Source organism: Leucobacter sp. WKLB1 (assembly GCF_059696215.1).
Window position 1 is genome coordinate 2920244 of sequence record NZ_AP046115.1, and the last position, 16986, is coordinate 2937229.

General features: G+C 68.6%; 15 protein-coding genes. 2 read left to right on the plus strand and 13 right to left on the minus strand.

Annotated elements, in window-relative coordinates:
• Positions 1 to 12: 12 nt before the first annotated feature.
• From ACZF5Y_RS13395 to ACZF5Y_RS13430, 8 genes are all read right to left on the minus strand, one after another.
• Complete coding sequence (locus ACZF5Y_RS13395; protein ID WP_497533144.1) at positions 13 to 1137, minus strand: magnesium and cobalt transport protein CorA; 1125 nt, start codon at positions 1135 to 1137, stop codon at positions 13 to 15.
• Between the two features lie 92 nt (positions 1138 to 1229).
• The gene (locus ACZF5Y_RS13400; RefSeq protein WP_497533145.1) at positions 1230 to 1988 is read right to left on the minus strand and encodes a dienelactone hydrolase family protein; all 759 of its coding nucleotides are present in this window, start codon (positions 1986 to 1988) and stop codon (positions 1230 to 1232) included.
• 28 nt (positions 1989 to 2016) lie between these two features.
• Positions 2017 to 3540 carry an ATP-binding cassette domain-containing protein gene (locus tag ACZF5Y_RS13405; protein ID WP_497533147.1) on the minus strand — a complete coding sequence of 508 codons (1524 nt, stop codon included), beginning with the start codon at positions 3538 to 3540 and terminating at the stop codon, positions 2017 to 2019.
• A complete protein-coding gene (locus ACZF5Y_RS13410; RefSeq protein WP_497533148.1) occupies positions 3533 to 4468 on the minus strand; it encodes an energy-coupling factor transporter transmembrane component T family protein in 936 nt (311 codons plus the stop codon). The genes ACZF5Y_RS13405 and ACZF5Y_RS13410 overlap by 8 nt, the downstream gene beginning before the upstream one ends.
• A gap of 8 nt (positions 4469 to 4476) precedes the next feature.
• Entirely contained in the window at positions 4477 to 5355 is an 879-nt protein-coding gene (locus ACZF5Y_RS13415; RefSeq protein WP_497533149.1) for a histidine kinase, read from the minus strand.
• On the minus strand, positions 5339 to 6502 hold the full coding sequence (locus ACZF5Y_RS13420) for a nucleoside hydrolase (RefSeq protein ID WP_497533151.1): 1164 nt from the start codon (positions 6500 to 6502) through the stop codon (positions 5339 to 5341). Before ACZF5Y_RS13420 ends, ACZF5Y_RS13415 begins: the two co-directional genes overlap by 17 nt.
• Positions 6503 to 6646: 144 nt before the next feature.
• Positions 6647 to 8032, minus strand: a complete 1386-nt coding sequence (locus tag ACZF5Y_RS13425) for an MFS transporter (protein ID WP_497533153.1) — start codon at positions 8030 to 8032, stop codon at positions 6647 to 6649.
• Positions 8029 to 8490 (minus strand): MarR family winged helix-turn-helix transcriptional regulator, encoded by a 462-nt coding sequence (locus ACZF5Y_RS13430; protein ID WP_497533155.1) that lies wholly within the window; start codon positions 8488 to 8490, stop codon positions 8029 to 8031. The genes ACZF5Y_RS13425 and ACZF5Y_RS13430 overlap by 4 nt, the downstream gene beginning before the upstream one ends.
• Before the next feature lie 161 nt (positions 8491 to 8651).
• Between ACZF5Y_RS13430 and ACZF5Y_RS13435 the strand changes: the two genes are divergently transcribed.
• Positions 8652 to 9320: a dihydrofolate reductase family protein gene (locus ACZF5Y_RS13435; protein ID WP_497533156.1), complete on the plus strand. Its 669-nt coding sequence runs from the start codon at positions 8652 to 8654 to the stop codon at positions 9318 to 9320.
• A 27-nt stretch (positions 9321 to 9347) separates the two neighbouring features.
• Here the strand turns inward: ACZF5Y_RS13435 and ACZF5Y_RS13440 are convergent, their stop codons facing one another.
• From ACZF5Y_RS13440 to ACZF5Y_RS13455, 4 genes are all read right to left on the minus strand, one after another.
• Positions 9348 to 10889, minus strand: a complete 1542-nt coding sequence (locus ACZF5Y_RS13440; RefSeq protein WP_497533158.1) for a hypothetical protein — start codon at positions 10887 to 10889, stop codon at positions 9348 to 9350.
• Positions 10816 to 11283, minus strand: coding sequence for a hypothetical protein (locus ACZF5Y_RS13445; protein ID WP_497533160.1), 468 nt, complete (start codon positions 11281 to 11283; stop codon positions 10816 to 10818). Before ACZF5Y_RS13445 ends, ACZF5Y_RS13440 begins: the two co-directional genes overlap by 74 nt.
• A gap of 132 nt (positions 11284 to 11415) precedes the next feature.
• Positions 11416 to 12804: an aspartate aminotransferase family protein gene (locus ACZF5Y_RS13450; protein WP_497533162.1), complete on the minus strand. Its 1389-nt coding sequence runs from the start codon at positions 12802 to 12804 to the stop codon at positions 11416 to 11418.
• A gap of 12 nt (positions 12805 to 12816) precedes the next feature.
• Positions 12817 to 14301 carry a CoA-acylating methylmalonate-semialdehyde dehydrogenase gene (locus ACZF5Y_RS13455; RefSeq protein ID WP_484502147.1) on the minus strand — a complete coding sequence of 495 codons (1485 nt, stop codon included), beginning with the start codon at positions 14299 to 14301 and terminating at the stop codon, positions 12817 to 12819.
• A gap of 160 nt (positions 14302 to 14461) precedes the next feature.
• Here ACZF5Y_RS13455 and ACZF5Y_RS13460 point away from each other — a divergent pair, with 160 nt between their 5' ends.
• Complete coding sequence (locus ACZF5Y_RS13460; protein WP_497533164.1) at positions 14462 to 16150, plus strand: PucR family transcriptional regulator; 1689 nt, start codon at positions 14462 to 14464, stop codon at positions 16148 to 16150.
• 37 nt (positions 16151 to 16187) lie between these two features.
• On the opposite strand, the gene ACZF5Y_RS13465 is transcribed toward ACZF5Y_RS13460, so the two are convergent.
• Positions 16188 to 16835, minus strand: coding sequence for a Maf family protein (locus ACZF5Y_RS13465; protein WP_497533166.1), 648 nt, complete (start codon positions 16833 to 16835; stop codon positions 16188 to 16190).
• Positions 16836 to 16986: the final 151 nt, after the last annotated feature.

Consider the following 16986-nt stretch of genomic DNA (forward strand, 5'->3'; position numbering starts at 1 on the left):
CGCAGCGCAGCCCTACATCCACTTCTTCCAGCGGAATACCCCGTAGAGCAGGGCCGCGAACCCCACCATGCCGCCGACGGCGAGCGGGTAGCCGAAGGCCCAGTGCAGTTCGGGCATCTGATCGAAGTTCATGCCGTAGACCGCGGCGATGAGGGTCGGGGCGAACAAGATCGCCGCCCACCCCGAGATCTTTTTCATGTCGTCGTTCTGCCGTTGGGCGACCAGGGTCGAGTTGACGGTGAGGATTTGTGAGAGTGCGTCTCGCAGCTCAGTGGCCTCGGAGCTGACGCGCGTGAGGTGATCCGACACGTCTTGCAGATACGACTGGAGCTCTTCAGGAATCGCGTATTGGTCGGCGCCGCGACGCAGGCGCTGGGTGAGGCGTGTGAGCGCAGCGGAGGCGTGCAGCACATCGATCACTTCTTGGCTCAGGTGGTAGATGCGCTCGGCCGCGGCGGCGTCCCCGCTGAATACCTGGCGCTCGATCTGCTCCTGGTCGATCTGCAAACCGTCGAGCACCGGGAAGTATTGGTCGACGACCTCGTCGAGCAGCCGGTAGGCCATCGCTTCGGCTCCGAGTCGCAGCAATTGGCGATCCGCATCGAGATACTCGCGGCTGATGAGGGGAGATCCTGCGGAGATGTCGAGGGGATTCGGGATCGGCGATCCGTCAATCGATCGCCCGTCTTGGCAGATGATCACGAGGGCATCGTGGCGCACCAGCAGGTGGAATTCTGAGAACTCGACGTCCTCCCGCTCATCGATGTAGTGTGCGGCCTTCAGCACGATGAAGAGCACGTCGCCGTAGCGCTCGACCTTGGGGCGCTGGCCGGCGTGCAGCAGATCTTCGACGAGCACGGGGTGCAGCTGCCAGAGCGACGCGATCTCGGCGATCGCATCGGCGTCGGGGTGAGTGAGGATCGCTCGGGCGATCGACCCGCCGGGTGCCTGCTGCAGCGCGTGCGCGAACGTCTGGCTGACCGTGACCGGCCCGACGTCTCCGTCAGCGACCGAGTGCACGAGAATCTGGGGCGCGCCGGCCTCTGGTTCGGAGCGTCGACCCGATGCGGTGCGTGCCCGCGTCGCGGCGTGCGCGCCCCTCGCGAGACGTGACGCTCCGCGCTCCTGCATCGACATGAGCGACCTCCGATCGCGCACGCACGTGCGCACCGCACCACCCTAGCTGCAGGTCGCCAGCATCCGGTGCGTCGCACTCGCTCGCGCGCCCGTCACCCGTGCGACTCAGCGCTCAAATGCCGCACGAAGAATCGCATCGCATCGTCGCCCGCATGCGCCGGCACTCCCGTGTGCCCGCCCATGTTGGCAGCGAGCGTTTTCTCTGTAGATCCGAACGCGTCGAAGAGCTCGAGTGCCATGCCGCGATCGTTGCCCGCATCGTCCCACTGCAGCAGCACGTGGAGCGGGATCGTCACTCCGCGTGCCTCTTCCATCGTGCGCCGGGGCACGTAGCTGCCGGCAAACAGGCCCGCAGCGGTGATGCGTGGGTCGATTGCAGCGAGTCGCACCCCGACCGCGATGACGCCACCCGAAAAGCCCACGCGATCGCCGATCTCCGGCAGCTCAAGCACCGCGTCAAGCGTGCGCTGCCACTCGGGAACGGCCCGATCGACGAGCGGAAGTATCAGCCGGTCGATCACGTCGGCGCTCGGCGCATTCCCCGCAGCGAGCGCTGCGCGCAGGTCGTTGCGCGCCTGGTCAGCATCGGGGAGTGCCGCACGTTCTCCGGCACCGGGCAGTTCGATCGCCGCCGACGCGAAGCCGTGTTCGGCGGCAGCTCGCGCACGAGCCGCGAGGCGCGGGTACATGCGGCGAATGCCGAGTCCGCCCGGCTGCCCCATAAGGATGAGCGGCGATGGGGCCTCGGGCGTCGCAGCCGTCGGCGTCCAGAGCAGCCCCGAGAACTCGCCGAGCGTGAAGGCGCGCTCGCTAACGCTCGCGTCGATGGTGTGCGTGGCAGTGAAGTGCATGATCCCGCCTTTCGGGAGGGCCATCGTATCAGCGGGGCGCCAGGCGCTGAACCTCGGTCGCCGCCTCCGTTGCCCAGCGAAGGTCGTGCGTCGTCAGCACAACCGCACCGCCGGCTGCGGTGAAGTCGGTGATGATGCGTTCGAGTCGGCGCATCCCTGCAAGATCGCGCCCGAGCGTCGGCTCATCGAGCAGCAGCACGCCAGGTTCGAGCAGGAGCGCGGAGGCGATGACGAGGTCTTTACGCTGATCGGGCGTGAGATCGTACGGGTGTTCTGCCGCCTGTGATGCAAGACCGACACGTTCGAGCAGCGTGGCGGATCGCTCGGCACGCTCAGCCCGCAGCCGGGCGCGATCGCGTCGGCGGTGTCGGGGCAACGGTGCCGCGCGCTCGAGTTCCGCACTCACCGTCGCCGCCGAGAGCTGCGCCCCCGGATCCTGCCCCACCCAGCCCACGAATCCGGCGCGCTGTGATGCGTGCGCATCCCCGAGTTCGTGCACGGTGCCGGCGACCGAGGCGCCGGCGGCCGAAGCGCCGGTGCCGCCGGCGCCGACACTTCCCACACTCACCCGCCCGGTCACTCGCGCGGATCGCTCCAGCAGCCCGGCAACCGCACGTAGCAGCGTCGACTTGCCCGCGCCGTTCGCGCCCACGACCGCGAGAACTTCCCCGGCTGCGACATCGAGGTCGACCCCGACGAGCACCGGGGCCCCGCCCCGCTCGACCCTCAGATCGCGCACCCGCAGCGCGGTGCGCACCGAGACCGGTTCGGAGACCGTTACCGGGGCAGGTTTCGACATGCGCGCCGGTGCAGGCTCATCCGCCCCCAGCGCGTTCCACACCCCGTGCGAACTCAACATCGCGTCGTCGACTGCAACGGGCGCGGCACCGCTCGCGAGACTCCCCGCGCGCAGAAAGTCGACACGATCCGCCGCCGCCGCGAGCTCGTCGTACTGGTGCCCCGCGAGCAGCACCGCGCCGCCGCGCGCGCAGTATCGCGCGAGCGCCTGCCGCAACAGCAGCCGCGCGCTCGGGTCGAGCGACAGTGCGGGCTGGTCGAGTACGAGCACCGCGGGGTCGAGTGTCATGAGACTCGCGAGCGCGACCAGCTGGCGCTCGCCACCCGACAGCGCATCGAGGCGGCGACCGGACAGCCGCGCCATGCCGAAGGCCTCGAGCGCGGCGCCGACGTCAACCGGGCGCGTGCTGCCCGACAATCGCACGGGAAGGCGCACCTCGTCGTCGACGAAGCTGGTCATGCCGGTGAGCTGGGCCTCGGGGTCATCGCCGAGCATGGCAGCGGATCCGCTCAGCGCCACCGTGCCGCTCGCCGCGCCGCGGTCGGCCAGCAGCCCTGCGGCCAGACGGCAGAGCGTCGACGTGCCGGCGCCCTGCGGGCCGAGCACGGCGAGCATCTCGCCGGGCCGCAGCACGAGGTCGATGCCGTTGAGAGCGGGTGCGGGCTCGTCGGAGTAGTGGAAGCCTGCGTGATCGAGCACGAGCGCGAGCTCACTCGCACGCGCTGGAACGCGGGGCGCAGTCGAGTCACCCACGGAGCACCCCCAGCAGTTCGGAGGCGGTCGGCAGGTGCACGACGCCGGCCACCGAGAGCACGACGAGCACGACGCTCATCGCGGGCGCGATCCACCGAATCGCGCGCTGCGTCTGCCCGTCCGAGTGATCTTGCAGCGCGGCGGGCCGCTTCACACGGCCGAATCCGCGTTGCTCCAGCGTGTCGTGGCGCTGGTCGAGCTGCACGAGCGCCGCGGTCACCAGGCCGGCGAGGATGCCGGGGAGCAGGCGCAGGCGGGTGCGCAGTCGCGTCGTGTCCCACCCGCGCGCGGCGCGAGCTTCGAGCGCGTGCGACACCTGCGCGCGCAGCAGGGGGACGAGACTGAGTGCCGTGGCGCACACGTAGGCGATGCCGAGCGGCGCGCGGAGTGCGATCATGCCGTCGAAGGTGCGCGCGGAGTCAGAACCGAATGCGAAGAGCGCGCACACGGCGATCATCGCGGCGACGCGCAGCCACAGCTGCAGTGCGACCGCGAGCCCCTCGACGGTGAGCGACGCCGCACCCCACCGCCACAGCACCTCGAGGTCGTCACCGGGGTAGAAAAGCCCCTGAATCACACCGACCATGACGAGCATGGGTACGGCGAGCACGGCGAGCGTCGTGAGCCAGCGCGCAAAACGCATGCGCGGCGATGCGACGGCGACACCGGCTGCGATGCACAGGATCGCAGCCGGCACGATCGGAGACGGGATGCCCGTAATCACGAGAAGTGCGCAAACGAGCAGCACGAGTTCGGTAGCAGGGTGCAGCAGGGCCGCCCGGCGCGAATCGGCGGTGTGCGGGATCACCCGCCGTGCCGCTGCTCCCGCACCCGGGTGCGGGGTCGCCCGATGCCCCGCACCGGCACCCGAGTCCGCCGAAGCAAATGCGGGTGCCGGTGCGGGGCGCGATTCCGAGCGACCGTGCACGCGGGGCGTCAGACTGCTGCGGGCGACTCTGCGGCGACCGGCGCGGGCGGCGCCGCAGTACGACGCGGCGCGAGCGAGCGCATCGCCAGCGGGTATCGACGCACGATGCGCTTCGGCAGCGTGCGCAGCACCAGGAAGGCGAGCAGGAAGATGATCGCTTTGTCGACGGTGTCGGATGTGAGGCTCTGCACGGTGGTGGCGTTGAGCATCTCGAGACCCGCGGCCTGAAGCGTCGCAACGATGCTGCCGGTGCCGACACCGAGCCCGCCTCCGAAGAGGAACGCGGCGACCGGAGCACCGAGTGCACCGCTGGGAACACCGACGATCGCGCCTGCGATGACAGCCGACCAGATCGCCCGGAACGCGCCGAGGCGTGCGGCCCAGCCGGCGGCAGCTCCGACAAAGGCGGCACCCGCGGTGAAGGCGATGACGGTGGGGTTGATGGCGACGCCCCAAATCACGTTGCTGAGCACCCCGGTGAGTGCACCGGCTGCGGGGCCGGCGAGCACGCCGACCAGCACGGAGCCGAAGGAGTCGAGGTAGAGCGGGATGGGCGTCAGCGTGCCGACGATCTGCCCGATCGTGATGTTCAGGGCGATGGCGATCGGCATGAGCGCGAAGATGCTGCGCGGAATGAGCGGCAGCGTACCGGCGGCAATGAGTACGGCGCCGGCGAGGTAACCGAGCATCACCCAGAGGGTGGTGTTGCCCAGATCTTGCCCGAGTGTGGGCGGTTGGGTGAAGAGCACCGTGAGGTAGGTCGCGATGATGACGAGCGACCCCGCTGCGGTGAGCAGGTATGCCCACTTGGGGGCGTGGTGGCGAGCTTCTCCGGGACTCGTCGTGCTGACGAGCCCCTGCCCAGACACGCTATCGCGTGCGTTCATGATGTGGTCCTTTCATCAGGGTTTCCGTGAGGTGGTCGAGAAAGCGTGCGGCATCGACGCGACGGATGATCTCGGCGTTCGCCGGTCGGTTCCATCGGCCCAGCCAATCGGCGACGGTTTCGCCGCGCGTGAGTGTGCCCGTGAGTTCGACGTCGACGGGCGCGAACGCGCTCTCGGCCCAGGGCAGTCTGCCAGGCTCGGCCGTTTCGCGCGACTCGGGCGGCGCGGCGCGCTGCTCGCGCGCCCAGGTGACGGCAACGGCGACGACGAACGGATCGTGGATGTGCGCGAGGTAGCCGTGCCCGTCGGCTTCGTGGAACTCGAAGTAGAAGCGCAGCGCGTCGCCGAGCTGGTGCAGAGTCGCGTGCCATTCGGGGCCGGCCCCGGCGTCTGCGCCCTCCAAGATTCGCTGCAGGCGGTCGGGGGTCATCTCGACCATCTCGGTCGCCTCGATCGGCCCGATCACCGGTGCGAACGGGGCATCGCCGGCGACGTGCGCGTCGCCGAACGCTCGGAACACACGCGCGGCGGCCTCGGGATCGAACGTCACGTTCCACTCGGTGGTGGGCCTAGTGTTGCCCCGGTAGTTGAAGGCGCCGCCCATCACGAAGAGCCGTTTGAGCAGGCGGGGCAGATCAGGCTCGATCTCGAGCGCCAGCGCCAGGTTGGTGCCGGGGCCGATCACCACACCGATGAGCTCACCCGGGTGCGCACGCGCGGCGGCGACCCAGGCCTCGGCCGCGGACGATTCGCTCACGCCCGCGCGGGGCTCGGGCAGCACCGCATACCCGGCACCCGTATCGCCGTGGGTGACCTCCGCGTACTCGGGGTCCCCCGACGATGCCTCACCGGTAGCGCTATCTCCCGGAGCTCCCCCGCCCTCGCCGGCTTCGGCCGCGAGGGCATCGAGCACGTGCACCCCACCAAGCGGCAGCTCGACGCCGCGGTGCACCGGCAGATCGCTGCGGCCCGCGAGTTCGAGCCAGCCGAGGGTGTTCTCGACGACCTGCGCGGTGGACACGTTGCCACCGCTCGCCGCGAGCCCGACCAGCTCGACGTCGGGCTGGCAGAGCAGGTACGCAATCGCGATCGCATCGTCGATGCCGGGGTCGCAGTCGAGGAAGAGCGGGATGGGGTTCTCGGCCATCCCTCTATTGTGACGGACGCCGCCGACAGTGGCGCTGCCCGACGCTCAGCACCCGGCGCTCAGCACCCGATCTGCACTCAGAGGATCGAAAACCCGTGAACAGAGTCCGCTGACTGCAGATTGGGTGCTGAGCACGGACGCCGCCTACGCGTCGCCGACCGAGATGTCGCCCGCCTCCTCGACGGCGCTCTCGTGCGGGTGACCGATGTGGGCCAGGTGACGCCCGGCGACCGCCAGCACCACCATGGAGACGATGATCGACGCGGCACCGACCCAGTACGGCATCCCCGAACCGAGCGCCTCCGAGATCGGCCCCGCAACCGCAGGAGCGATCGCGCCACCCATGAAGCGCACGCCCGAATACGTCGACGAGGCGACGTTGCGCGGCAGATCCGTCGCCTCCATGACCGCCTCGGTCAGCGCGGTGTTCATGACGCCGAGCAGCAGTCCGCTGATGATCACGACGGTGACGAGCCCGGTGAGCGAGTCGACGAAGACGCCGAGCAGCGCCAGGCAGATCGTGAGCGCGGTCAGCATCGCGAAGAGCACGGGGCGCAGGCCGAGCCGACGGGTCAGCACCGGGGCGACGAGCACCGAGGTGATGGCGAGCGCGAGCCCCCAGCCGAAGAACACGAGGCCGAGTTCGTGCGCACCGAATTCGAGGCCGACGGCCTTCGCCGCGGCCTCCATCGGGTACGGACTGTACGCGAGCAGCACGAAGAAGCCGAAGTTGTAGAAGAGTGCCACGATCGAGAGGGAGCGCAGGGCCGGATTGCGCAGGGCGCGGAATCCGGCGAGGATCGACACCTTTTCGACCGCCGGCGCAGCGCTGGCAGCACCGGCGTCCGTGCGCTTCGACTGCCGCAACAGCACCACGATCGCGATGAGGGCGATCGCCATCAGCGCCGCCGTACCGAAGAACGGCCCGCGCCACGACAGCGTGCCGAGCACGCCGCCGACCAGCGGCCCGACCGCGAGCCCGATGCCGAGCGCGGCTTCGTAGAGCACGATCGCCTGCCGCGCGCCGCCCGATGCGGCACCGACGATTGCGGCGAGTGCGGTTGAGATGAAGAGCGCGTTGCCGAGCCCCCACCCGGCGCGGAACCCGATGATCGCGTCGACGGTGCCCGACGCTCCGGCAAGCGCGGCGAAGACCACGACGAGCACCAGGCCGGCGAGCAACGTGCGCTTCACGCCGATGCGACTCGACACCCAACTCGTGAAGAACATCGCGGCGCCGGTGATGAAGAGGTAGCTGGTGAAGAGCAGCATGGTCTGGCTGGGGCTCGCGCCGAGCTCATGACTGATGGCGGGCAGGATCGGGTCGACGAGGCCGATGCCCATGAACGAGACCGCGCACGCGAACGCGATGGCCCAAACAGCGGTCGGTTGGCGCAGAATCGAAGGCTTGGCCTGTGCGGGTTCGGTGCGGGGGCGAGTGGTGGTGGACGTGAGAGGCTCCTGAGGTGTGGTGCGCGTGCGGCGCAAATCTATGGTGTGCGGTGCGGTGCGGGATCGCGGCGGCGTCACCCGGAAGGATCGTCGATGCGATCTCCGAGCTGATCCATCAGCTCCGCAGCGCGAGCGAGTGTGGCGCGGTCGAAGTCGGAGAGCGCGTCGAGGTGCGGGCGCACGCGGTCGGCGGCTGCAGCGCGATAGGCGTCGAGCGCGACGCGTCCGGCTGGGGTGATCGACACGAGCGTCGCTCGGCCGTCTGCCGGATCGGGCGCGCGGTCGATCCACCCCTCTCCCTCGAGCCGCTGCACGAGGCCCGTCATCGCAGGCTGACCCACCCGCTGCTGATGGGCGAGCGCGCTGATGCGCAAACCGCTCGACGATTCGAGTTCGCTGAGCACGCGCCACGCGACGAGCGAGTACCCACCGCCCGCCACGCGACCGGCGATGCGCGCGAATCGGCCGGTGATGCGTGTGAGATCGAGCGCCAGCACATCGGCATCCGATCGATTTGCGTTCCGTTCGTGACTCACAGTGGATCACCCTAGCACTGATTACATCGCACTACGAAGCATATCCGTATGCGAACTCAACGTCCGATTGACACCGCCCGCTGCGACGAGGAGGATGCTGCGCAGCGGGCGACCGCCTGCGGGGAACGCGCGGCGGCACCGCGCACGGCGAAGGAGCCAGTATGCACGCGAACGATCCCGCATCACCCGACGCGGCGCCCGCCGGGCGCATTGTGATCGACCTGTTCACCACCCTCGACGGTGTTGCGCAGGCGCCGGGCGGCCCCGACGAAGACCCGAGCGGCGGGTTCCGCTTCGGCGGCTGGCAAGCACCCATCGAAGACGACATGGTCGGCACCGAGGTGCTCGGCTACGTCGATCGCATGGACGCGCTGCTGCTCGGCCGACGCACCTACGACATCTTCGCGTCATACTGGCCGGTGCACGCCGACAACCCTGTCGGGCGCACGTTCAATGCGGTGCCGAAGTACCTGGCCTCGCGCAATCCCGAGGTGTCGGCGCCCTGGCACGAGACCACCCGGGTGGGCGACGACCTCGCCGCCGAGCTCAGCGACCTGCGCGCGCGACACCGCGAGATCCACGTCGTCGGCAGCATCGACTTCGTGCAGACGCTCATCGCCGAGCACCTCTTCGACGAGCTGTGCCTGTGGGTCTACCCGATCGTGCTCGGCGAGGGCCGAACGGTGTTTCCGCGGGGCTCGGTGCCCACCAACCTGCGACTCATCGAGCCCCCGAAGAGCGGCAGCGCCGGCGCGGTGCAACTGCGGTACGCACTCGCGCCGGGGTCGCCGAAGGCCGGGGTGATGGAGGATCCTGCCGACCCGGCGTAGACGAGCGGCACGCGCGATGCGAAACGGTCATCCCCCCATGATCTCGCGGATCCGTTGCAGGGTTTCAGCTGCGGCAGCATCGGTGTCAACCGGCGAATCTTCGGGCTCATCGTCGCGCACATTCGCAATGTCGCCCCCGAGATCTTCTCCGTAGTCACGGGCTCCGAGCAGGTCGCCATTGAGCTGGTTGAGCAGCGCGACGATGTCCGATTCCGTCTGTTGGAAATCGCTCAGCGCTCGGTACAACTGCACGGATCCATCGAGCGCGTCGGCAGCCGCCTCCTCGAGAACATCGTGCACCAGTTTCCCGAAACGCTGCACCGTCGAATGCGGCCCGGAGGCGCCGAGCCCGATCGACGCGTCCCTGTCCACGTGAGAAACACTCACGACCTGTTGCACGTTGTCAGCTACCGCATCGAGTTCTGCCGCAAGAGCCGGAAGCGCCAATCCTGCCATCGCCTCGATCTTCTGCTGATCCCACCCCTGACTCGTGCCGGCTTGCTGCGGCAGGTCGTTGGCTCCATCAGGAAGATCGTAATCGTCGCGATTCTCCTGACTCATCGCGTGGTCGATCACTGCATACAGGATGGTGCGCAGCGCCTGCTCCTCGTCGCGAATTCGTGAGTTCAGCGAGCTCATCGCGCGACTGAAACTTGAGAAGGCGTCGTCGTAATTGCCGCCGTCGGTCTCGACGAGCACATCACCCTTCTCCGCTGCGCCGATGGCGGCGGTGCCGAGACTCGCAGCCCGAGCGATCGCTCCGGGCACGAACAGTTTGACCACTTCTGCGGCGAACCCGACGACGGCGAGCTCGTAAGGCTTCGGCTGGTCGGCACCGTCGCTCGCGTGCCGCATCTGATCCCGTCCCATCATGACGATGGAACGCACATCAGTGGGAACGGCCGACCAAATCTCGTGCTGCCCATACATCACGCCGGACAGCGTTTCAGCGAGACCGGCGGCATTCGTCACGATGGTTGGCAGACGGTCGAGGTACCTCATGGCGAATTTTTGACCAGTCGCGCCAGTCAGACCATCCAGGTTGCGCTCCATCGTGCCGAAGGCGCTCGAGAGTTCACCCCCACTCGAATACGTTCCTCCGGCAGGCGACTGGTACCGCTCATCAACACTCAAGTGAGAGCACGCCGTATTGCACGATTGCAGCAGATCCCCGATACCACCCGCATCAGGAAGCGTGCGCCACGGATCGATCACAGCATCGATGTCTGCCCGGATCCGGTTGAACGTACTGGTGTAGTGCGCAGTATCAGAGTGACCCGCCATGCCGGTTCCCGCTGCGGTGTTGGTGTAGTACCCACCGCCGGCTCCGCCGCTCGGTCGCACCACCGTTTCGGTGTTCGTCTCGGTCGCGCACTCGTAATACCCGTCCATGATGACCCAGTTGCCGAGCCCGAAGAACGTGAACTTGCCGCTCTGAGTGCGCATCCATGCGTCGCAGGCAGCGTCTTTGAGCTCGTTGACGAGAGTGTCCAGGCTACTCATTCTCGCCGCCCTTCTGCGCTTCCGAGTCAATGCCAACGGGCATGCGACCTGCTGCAGACCGATCACCACAGATGCGTCGCCGAGCAAGCACGACGAAGACGACGAGCGCACCGATGGCCAGTGTCAGCGCCGCCTGCTGGTTGCCGCGCACCTGATCGCAGGCGTGATTCACTCCGATCTGCACGTTCAGGAAGTACTCGTAGCCGCTCTGCCCCGACGTCCCCTGATTCTCGTCTTTGTAGCGCTTGAACGCCTCGCTCGTCGAGACGGTGTCCTCGGTGAACACGGAGCTGGGCCCGCTTCCCACGCCTGGGCCCAACGCCCGACAGGTCGCGGTGATCCGCTGCCCGGAATCGTCTTTTCCGAAGTCGGCCGTCCCCGGCACCAGGTACAGCAGGCCGATCCCTACGATGCCGATCAGCAGCACCGCGATCGCCGGCCAGCGTCGCTTCTGATTCATGTCTCCCCCGAATCGATTGCACCGCGCTGTCCCTCCAGCGCGAACAGCACGAGCATACTCTTCGTACCCCGCCCAATACACGACAGCGCCCGCCGACCAAGGGCCGACGGGCGCTGAGCGTGCACCGCGTGGTTACTTGCCGACGTACCCGTCGGCGACATTGAGCGCCTCGTCGATGATGTCGAGACCCTTCACCAGATCCTCTTCCGAGATGATCAGCGGCGGAGCGACCTGCAGGCGGTTGCCGGCGGCGAACGGCCACAGGCCGGCCTGCTTGCACGCGGCGACCACAGCGTTGAACGGCGCAGCCGCCTCGCCGGCAGCGTTGAACGGGATGAGAGGTTCGCGGGTGTCGCGATCCTTCACCAGCTCGATCGCCCAGAAGAGACCCGTGCCGCGCACCTCGCCGACCGACGGGTGCTTCTCGGCGATCTCGCGCAGACGCGGGCCGACGACCCGCTCGCCCAGATCGCGCACGCGCTCGAGGATGCCTTCTTCTTCGAAGATGTCGAAGGTGGCAACGCCGGCGGCGGCGCCGAGGGGGTGCCCGCTGTAGGTGAGCCCGCCGGGGAACGGCTTCTGATCGAAGGTCTGGTGCACGGCCTCGGAGATCACGACGCCACCGAGAGGCACGTACCCCGAGTTGACGCCCTTCGCGAAGGTCACGAGGTCGGGCGCGACATCGAACGCCTGGAACGCGAACCAGTGCCCGGTGCGACCGAAGCCGGCCATGACCTCGTCCGCAATCATCAGGATGCCGAACTCGTCGCACAGCGCGCGCACGCCGGCGAGGTAGCCGGGCGTCGGGATCAGGATGCCGTTGGTGCCGGTGACGCTCTCGAGAATGATCGCGGCAATGGTGTTCGGCCCCTCGAGCTCGATGGTCGAACGCAGATGCGCGAGCGCGCGCTCGGTCTCTTGCTCGGGGGTCTCCGAGTAGAAGACCGAGCGGTAGGGGTAGGGGCCGTGGAAGTGCACGACGCCGGCATCGAGCGTGCCGTTCGCCCAGCGACGGGGTTCGCCGGTCAGGGTGATCGCCGTCGAGGTGGAGCCGTGGTACGAGCGGTACCGGGCGAGCACCTTCTGACGGCCGGTGCGGTGGCGCGCCATGCGCACCGCGTACTCGACTGCGTCGGCGCCGCCGTTGGTGAAGAACACCGAGCGCGCGCCCTCGAAGGAGTGCTCGACGATGCGCTTCGCGAGCTCGCCGCGCACGTCGTTCGCCATCGCCGGCTGAATCGTGGCGAGACGCCCGGCCTGATCCTGAATCGCCTTGACGAGACCCGGGTGCTGGTGACCCAGGTTCAGGTTGACGAGTTGCGCCGAGAAGTCGAGGTACTCGGTGCCGTCGTAATCCCAGAAGCGCACGCCCTCACCCTTGGCGATGGGCAGCGGGTTGATGGCCCCCTGCGCCGACCACGAGTGGAAGACGTACTGGCGGTCGTTGGCGCGCACCTCGCGCTGCGCGTCGGTGTCGCCGAAGCTCTGCTCGGCGCCGTGCAGATCGATGAAGTCTGACATGTGCGTCGCTCCTTAGTGGTTGCTCGGGAAGCCGAGGTCGATCTTCGACTGGTCCGCATTCGGCCAGCGCGTGGTGACGACCTTCGAGCGGGTGTAGAAGTTGATCGATTCGGGGCCGTAGATGTGCGAGTCGCCGAAGAGCGAATCCTTCCAGCCACCGAACGAGAATGCGCCCACCGGCACGGGGATCGGCACGTTGATGCCGACCATGCCGGCCTCGACCTCGAACTCGAACTGGCGAGCTGCGCCGCCGTCGCGGGTGAAGATCGCGGTGCCGTTGCCGAACTGGTGCGAGTTGATGAGCTCGACGCCCTCTTCGTAGGTGTTGACGCGCACGATCGCGAGCACCGGCCCGAAGATCTCCTCGAGGTACACCTTGCTGTCGGTCTTGACGTGGTCGATCAGTGAAACGCCCGTGAAGAAGCCGTTGCCCTCGAACTTCGCCTCGCGGCCGTCGACGACGACCGTCGCGCCCTCGGCCTCGGCACCGGCGACGTAACCCTCGACGCGCTCCTTGGCCTCGCGGGTGATGAGCGGGCCCATCTCGGAGGCCGGATCGGTGCCGTCACCGATCTTGAGGCCCGCGATGCGGCTCGTGAGCTCGGGGATCAGGCGATCCGCGACATCGCCCACGGCGACGACGACCGAGACGGCCATGCAGCGCTCGCCTGCGGAGCCATACGCGGCCGAGATGGCGGCGTCAGCGGTGACGTTGATGTCGGCGTCGGGCAGCACCAGCATGTGGTTCTTCGCTCCGCCGAGTGCCTGCACGCGCTTGCCGTTGGCGGCTGCGCGCTGGTAGATCGAACGAGCGATCGGGGTCGAGCCGACGAACGAGACGGCCTTGACGTCGGGGCTGTCGAGCAGCGTGTCGACGGCGACCTTGTCACCGTGCACGACGTTGAGCACGCCGTCGGGCAGACCGGCCTCGCGGAAGAGGTCGGCGATGAATACCGATGCGGAGGGGTCGCGCTCGGAGGGCTTCAGCACGACGGTGTTGCCGCAGGCGATTGCGCTCGCGATCATCCACAGCGGCACCATGACCGGGAAGTTGAACGGCGTGATGGCGGCGACGACGCCGACCGGCTGCTTGATCGAGTGCACGTCGACGCCGGTGGAGACCTGCTCGTCGCGCTCACCCTTCAGCAGGTGCAGCAGACCCGACGCGAACTCGACGTTCTCGAGACCGCGCGCGATCTCGCCGGCGGCGTCGGAGAGCACCTTGCCGTGCTCGCTCGTGACGATGGCGGCGAGCTCGGGGGTGCGCTGCTTCAGCAGCTGGCGCAGGTTGAAGAACACGTCGGCACGCTTCGTCAGGCTCGTCTTCCGCCACTTCGGCAGCGCCGCCTTCGCCGCGGCGATCGCCTGCTCGACGGTCTCGACCGACGCGATGCTCAGCTCGTGCTGGGCCTCGCCGGTCGCCGGGTTGTACACCGGCTGCGTGCGCTCTGCGGCGTCGATCTTCTCGCCACCGATGACGTGGGGAATGCGTGCCATCCGTCGTCCTCTTTCCTGTGATTCGGCATATCACCCGGCGATTCGGGCAATATGTTCGGGATCGGCAGATCCCGCTGCGTCCCAGTGTTGCAGGGCAGGCTCGACCAGGCGACCCCCAAACCATCCACGATTCACTCGACTGCCATACACTGTGTTCGATATGCGTGAGACACCCGATTCGCAGCCGGCCGACGCACCGGCGGTCACCGTCGCCGAAGCCCTCGCACTCGTCGAAGTGCAGGCGGGCGCCCCCGAGCTCGTTGCGGGCGCCGCCGGACTCGAGCGACCGATTCGCTGGGCCCACGTCGTCGCGGGCGCCGGGGCCTTCGCACTGCTCGAAGGCGACGAGCTGCTGCTGTCGACCGGAGCCGGTTGGCCGGCGGATCACCCGGCGCTCACGGCCCTCGCCGCAGAGGTCGTCGCCGCAGACCCCGCTGCCATCGTGCTCGAGTTCGGGGCGCATATCCACGCGGCTCCCACCGAACTGGTCGCGGTCTGCGAGGCGCACGCGATCCCGCTCATCGTGCTGCACCGCGAGGTGCGATTCGTGCAGATCACGCAGCGCGTGCACCAGCGCGTGCTCGCCGCGCAGACGGAGGCGCTCGCCGCCCGCGCCGAGGTCCACAGCATGTTGACCGAGCTCGGCCTCAATCGCAGCCCCGTCGACTATGTGGTGGAGCGCCTTGCCGAAAGCCTCGACGCCCCCGTCGTGCTCGAGGACTCCGCCGGTCGCGTGGTGGCGTGGGCCGGCGGCGATCTCGCACCACAGGTGGCGCTCGCACCCTGGGCTGCGGCGAGCGCGCCCGCGCAACTGCCCCCCGACACCGAATCGGTGTGGGTCGAAGCGCAGGGGAAACGGTGGGGGCGACTGTCGGCGCTCGCTGGCCCCGCGCACCCCGCGGGCCGGCGCACGGTGCTCGAACTCGGCGCATTCGCGCTGGCGCTCGGCAAGCTCGCGGACCCCGACGGCGAGCAGTGGTTGCAGCTGAGCTCGAAGCGTCTGTTCGACGCCCTGCTGACGGGGCGATACCGCAGTGAGGTCGAGCTCGGGGCGCAGCTGGCGGCCGCCGGGTTGCCGATTCGCGAGCGGATCACGCTCGGAGCCACGGTGCGCGGCACCGGCGATTTCGGGGGTCACAGCACGCTCGAGCGCGCCCTACTCGAGACCGCGCTCCGTCGCGCGGTCGCCCCCGAGGGCCGGGTGATCCTCGTCCCCGACCCGGCCGGGCAACTCGGCGTCGAACCCGAACCGGGTCGCACACCGCTGCTCGCGCTCCTCTCGTTCCCCCTCGGCGACGAACGCGTCGCCGAATCGGTCGAGGGCGCCGCGGCCCCACCGCTCGCCGCCCGACTCGCGCGCGAACTCGAAATGCTCGTGCCCACACCGACTCCGGATACCTGGCGCGCGCACCTCGGGCTCGGAGCACCGGGCCGGGGACTGCGATCGCTCATCACGTCGCTTGAGCGCGTGCGCGCTTCGGGCCGTCTGGCCCCCACCGCCGCAGTCGGACGGGTCACCGTGCAGCAGGCCGAGCGGCAGGCACTGGCCTATCTCGTGCGCGGGCTCTCAGCCAGCCCGGAGGTGCAAGAGTTCGTGAGCGACGCGCTCGGCCCGCTCATCACCCACGACGCGGCTACCGGCCCCGGGCACAGCGGCGATCTGCTCCAGGTGCTGCGCGCGTACCTGGAGCACCCGACCAACCGCTCGCTCGCCGCGCAGCGCGCGCGCCTCTCACGCTCAGTGTTCTACCAGCGCCTGGCGCTCATCGAAGAGTTGCTCGGCGTCGACCTTGCCAACGGCACCACGATCGCGACTCTCACCGTCGCGCTGCTCGCCCGCTCCGAGTAGAAGTGCGGCGTGTGGCGCGCAGCTTCGAAGCGAAGAGTCACCGGTTCCAGAGGCTCGGGTAGTCGTGGCCGAGCTCGATGACGAGTCGGCGCAGCGCCGGAAGCGACAGGCCGATGACACAGCTGGGCGATCCCTCGATGCGTTCGATAAACGCCCCGGCGAGGCCATCGATGGCGAATCCGCCGGCGAGCTCGAGCGGCTCCCCCGTCGCGACATAGGCCGCGAGTTCGGCGTCGGTGAGATCGGCGGAGAGCGTCACCTTCGCCGTGTCGACCGAACCTGCGGCGCCGCGCACCGCACCGCCGGTGCAGTCGATCAGCCAGTGGCCCGAGTGCAGCACGCCGGTGCGCCCGCGGTGCTGCTGTGAACGTTTGAGCGCGACCTCGGGCAGGTGCGGCTTGCCGAGAATCTCGTCATCGAGCAAGAACATCGAATCGCCGCCGAGCACGAGCCCGTCGATCTCGCCGGTGCCCTGCGGCCCGAATCGCCGCACGACGTCCTCCGCTTTCAACCGCCCCAGGTACTCCGTGAGTTCCGGTGCAGCCAGCTCGCGACCGAGTTCGGCCTCGCGCGCGACGACTTCTGCTTCTTCATCGACCTCCGGCGAGAAGCACACCGGCTCGATACCCGCGCCCCTCAGTACGGAAAGGCGGGCTGGAGACGTCGAAGCGAGGGCGAGGCGCATGCCTGCGAGTCTAGGGCGTGCATGAGGGGCGCAGCCGCGCGGTACACCCTGCAGATCACGCACGACAACCCCCTGTTCCACGTGGAACGAAAGGGAATACCGTCGTGACATGGGGCTGCAACGTGCTGCCCCGTGAACGGAAGGAGTTCTC

Bases quoted from the DNA above. Each gene is read 5' to 3' on its own strand.
- ACZF5Y_RS13395 (WP_497533144.1), bottom strand. From the start codon at position 1,137: ATGTCGATGCAGGAGCGCGGAGCGTCACGTCTCGCGAGGGGCGCGCAC.
- ACZF5Y_RS13400 (WP_497533145.1), bottom strand. From the start codon at position 1,988: ATGCACTTCACTGCCACGCACACCATCGACGCGAGCGTTAGCGAGCGC.
- ACZF5Y_RS13415 (WP_497533149.1), bottom strand. From the start codon at position 5,355: ATGAACGCACGCGATAGCGTGTCTGGGCAGGGGCTCGTCAGCACGACG.
- ACZF5Y_RS13420 (WP_497533151.1), bottom strand. From the start codon at position 6,502: ATGGCCGAGAACCCCATCCCGCTCTTCCTCGACTGCGACCCCGGCATC.
- ACZF5Y_RS13435 (WP_497533156.1), top strand. From the start codon at position 8,652: ATGCACGCGAACGATCCCGCATCACCCGACGCGGCGCCCGCCGGGCGC.
- ACZF5Y_RS13445 (WP_497533160.1), bottom strand. From the start codon at position 11,283: ATGAATCAGAAGCGACGCTGGCCGGCGATCGCGGTGCTGCTGATCGGC.
- ACZF5Y_RS13450 (WP_497533162.1), bottom strand. From the start codon at position 12,804: ATGTCAGACTTCATCGATCTGCACGGCGCCGAGCAGAGCTTCGGCGAC.
- ACZF5Y_RS13455 (WP_484502147.1), bottom strand. From the start codon at position 14,301: ATGGCACGCATTCCCCACGTCATCGGTGGCGAGAAGATCGACGCCGCA.
- ACZF5Y_RS13460 (WP_497533164.1), top strand. From the start codon at position 14,462: ATGCGTGAGACACCCGATTCGCAGCCGGCCGACGCACCGGCGGTCACC.
- ACZF5Y_RS13465 (WP_497533166.1), bottom strand. From the start codon at position 16,835: ATGCGCCTCGCCCTCGCTTCGACGTCTCCAGCCCGCCTTTCCGTACTG.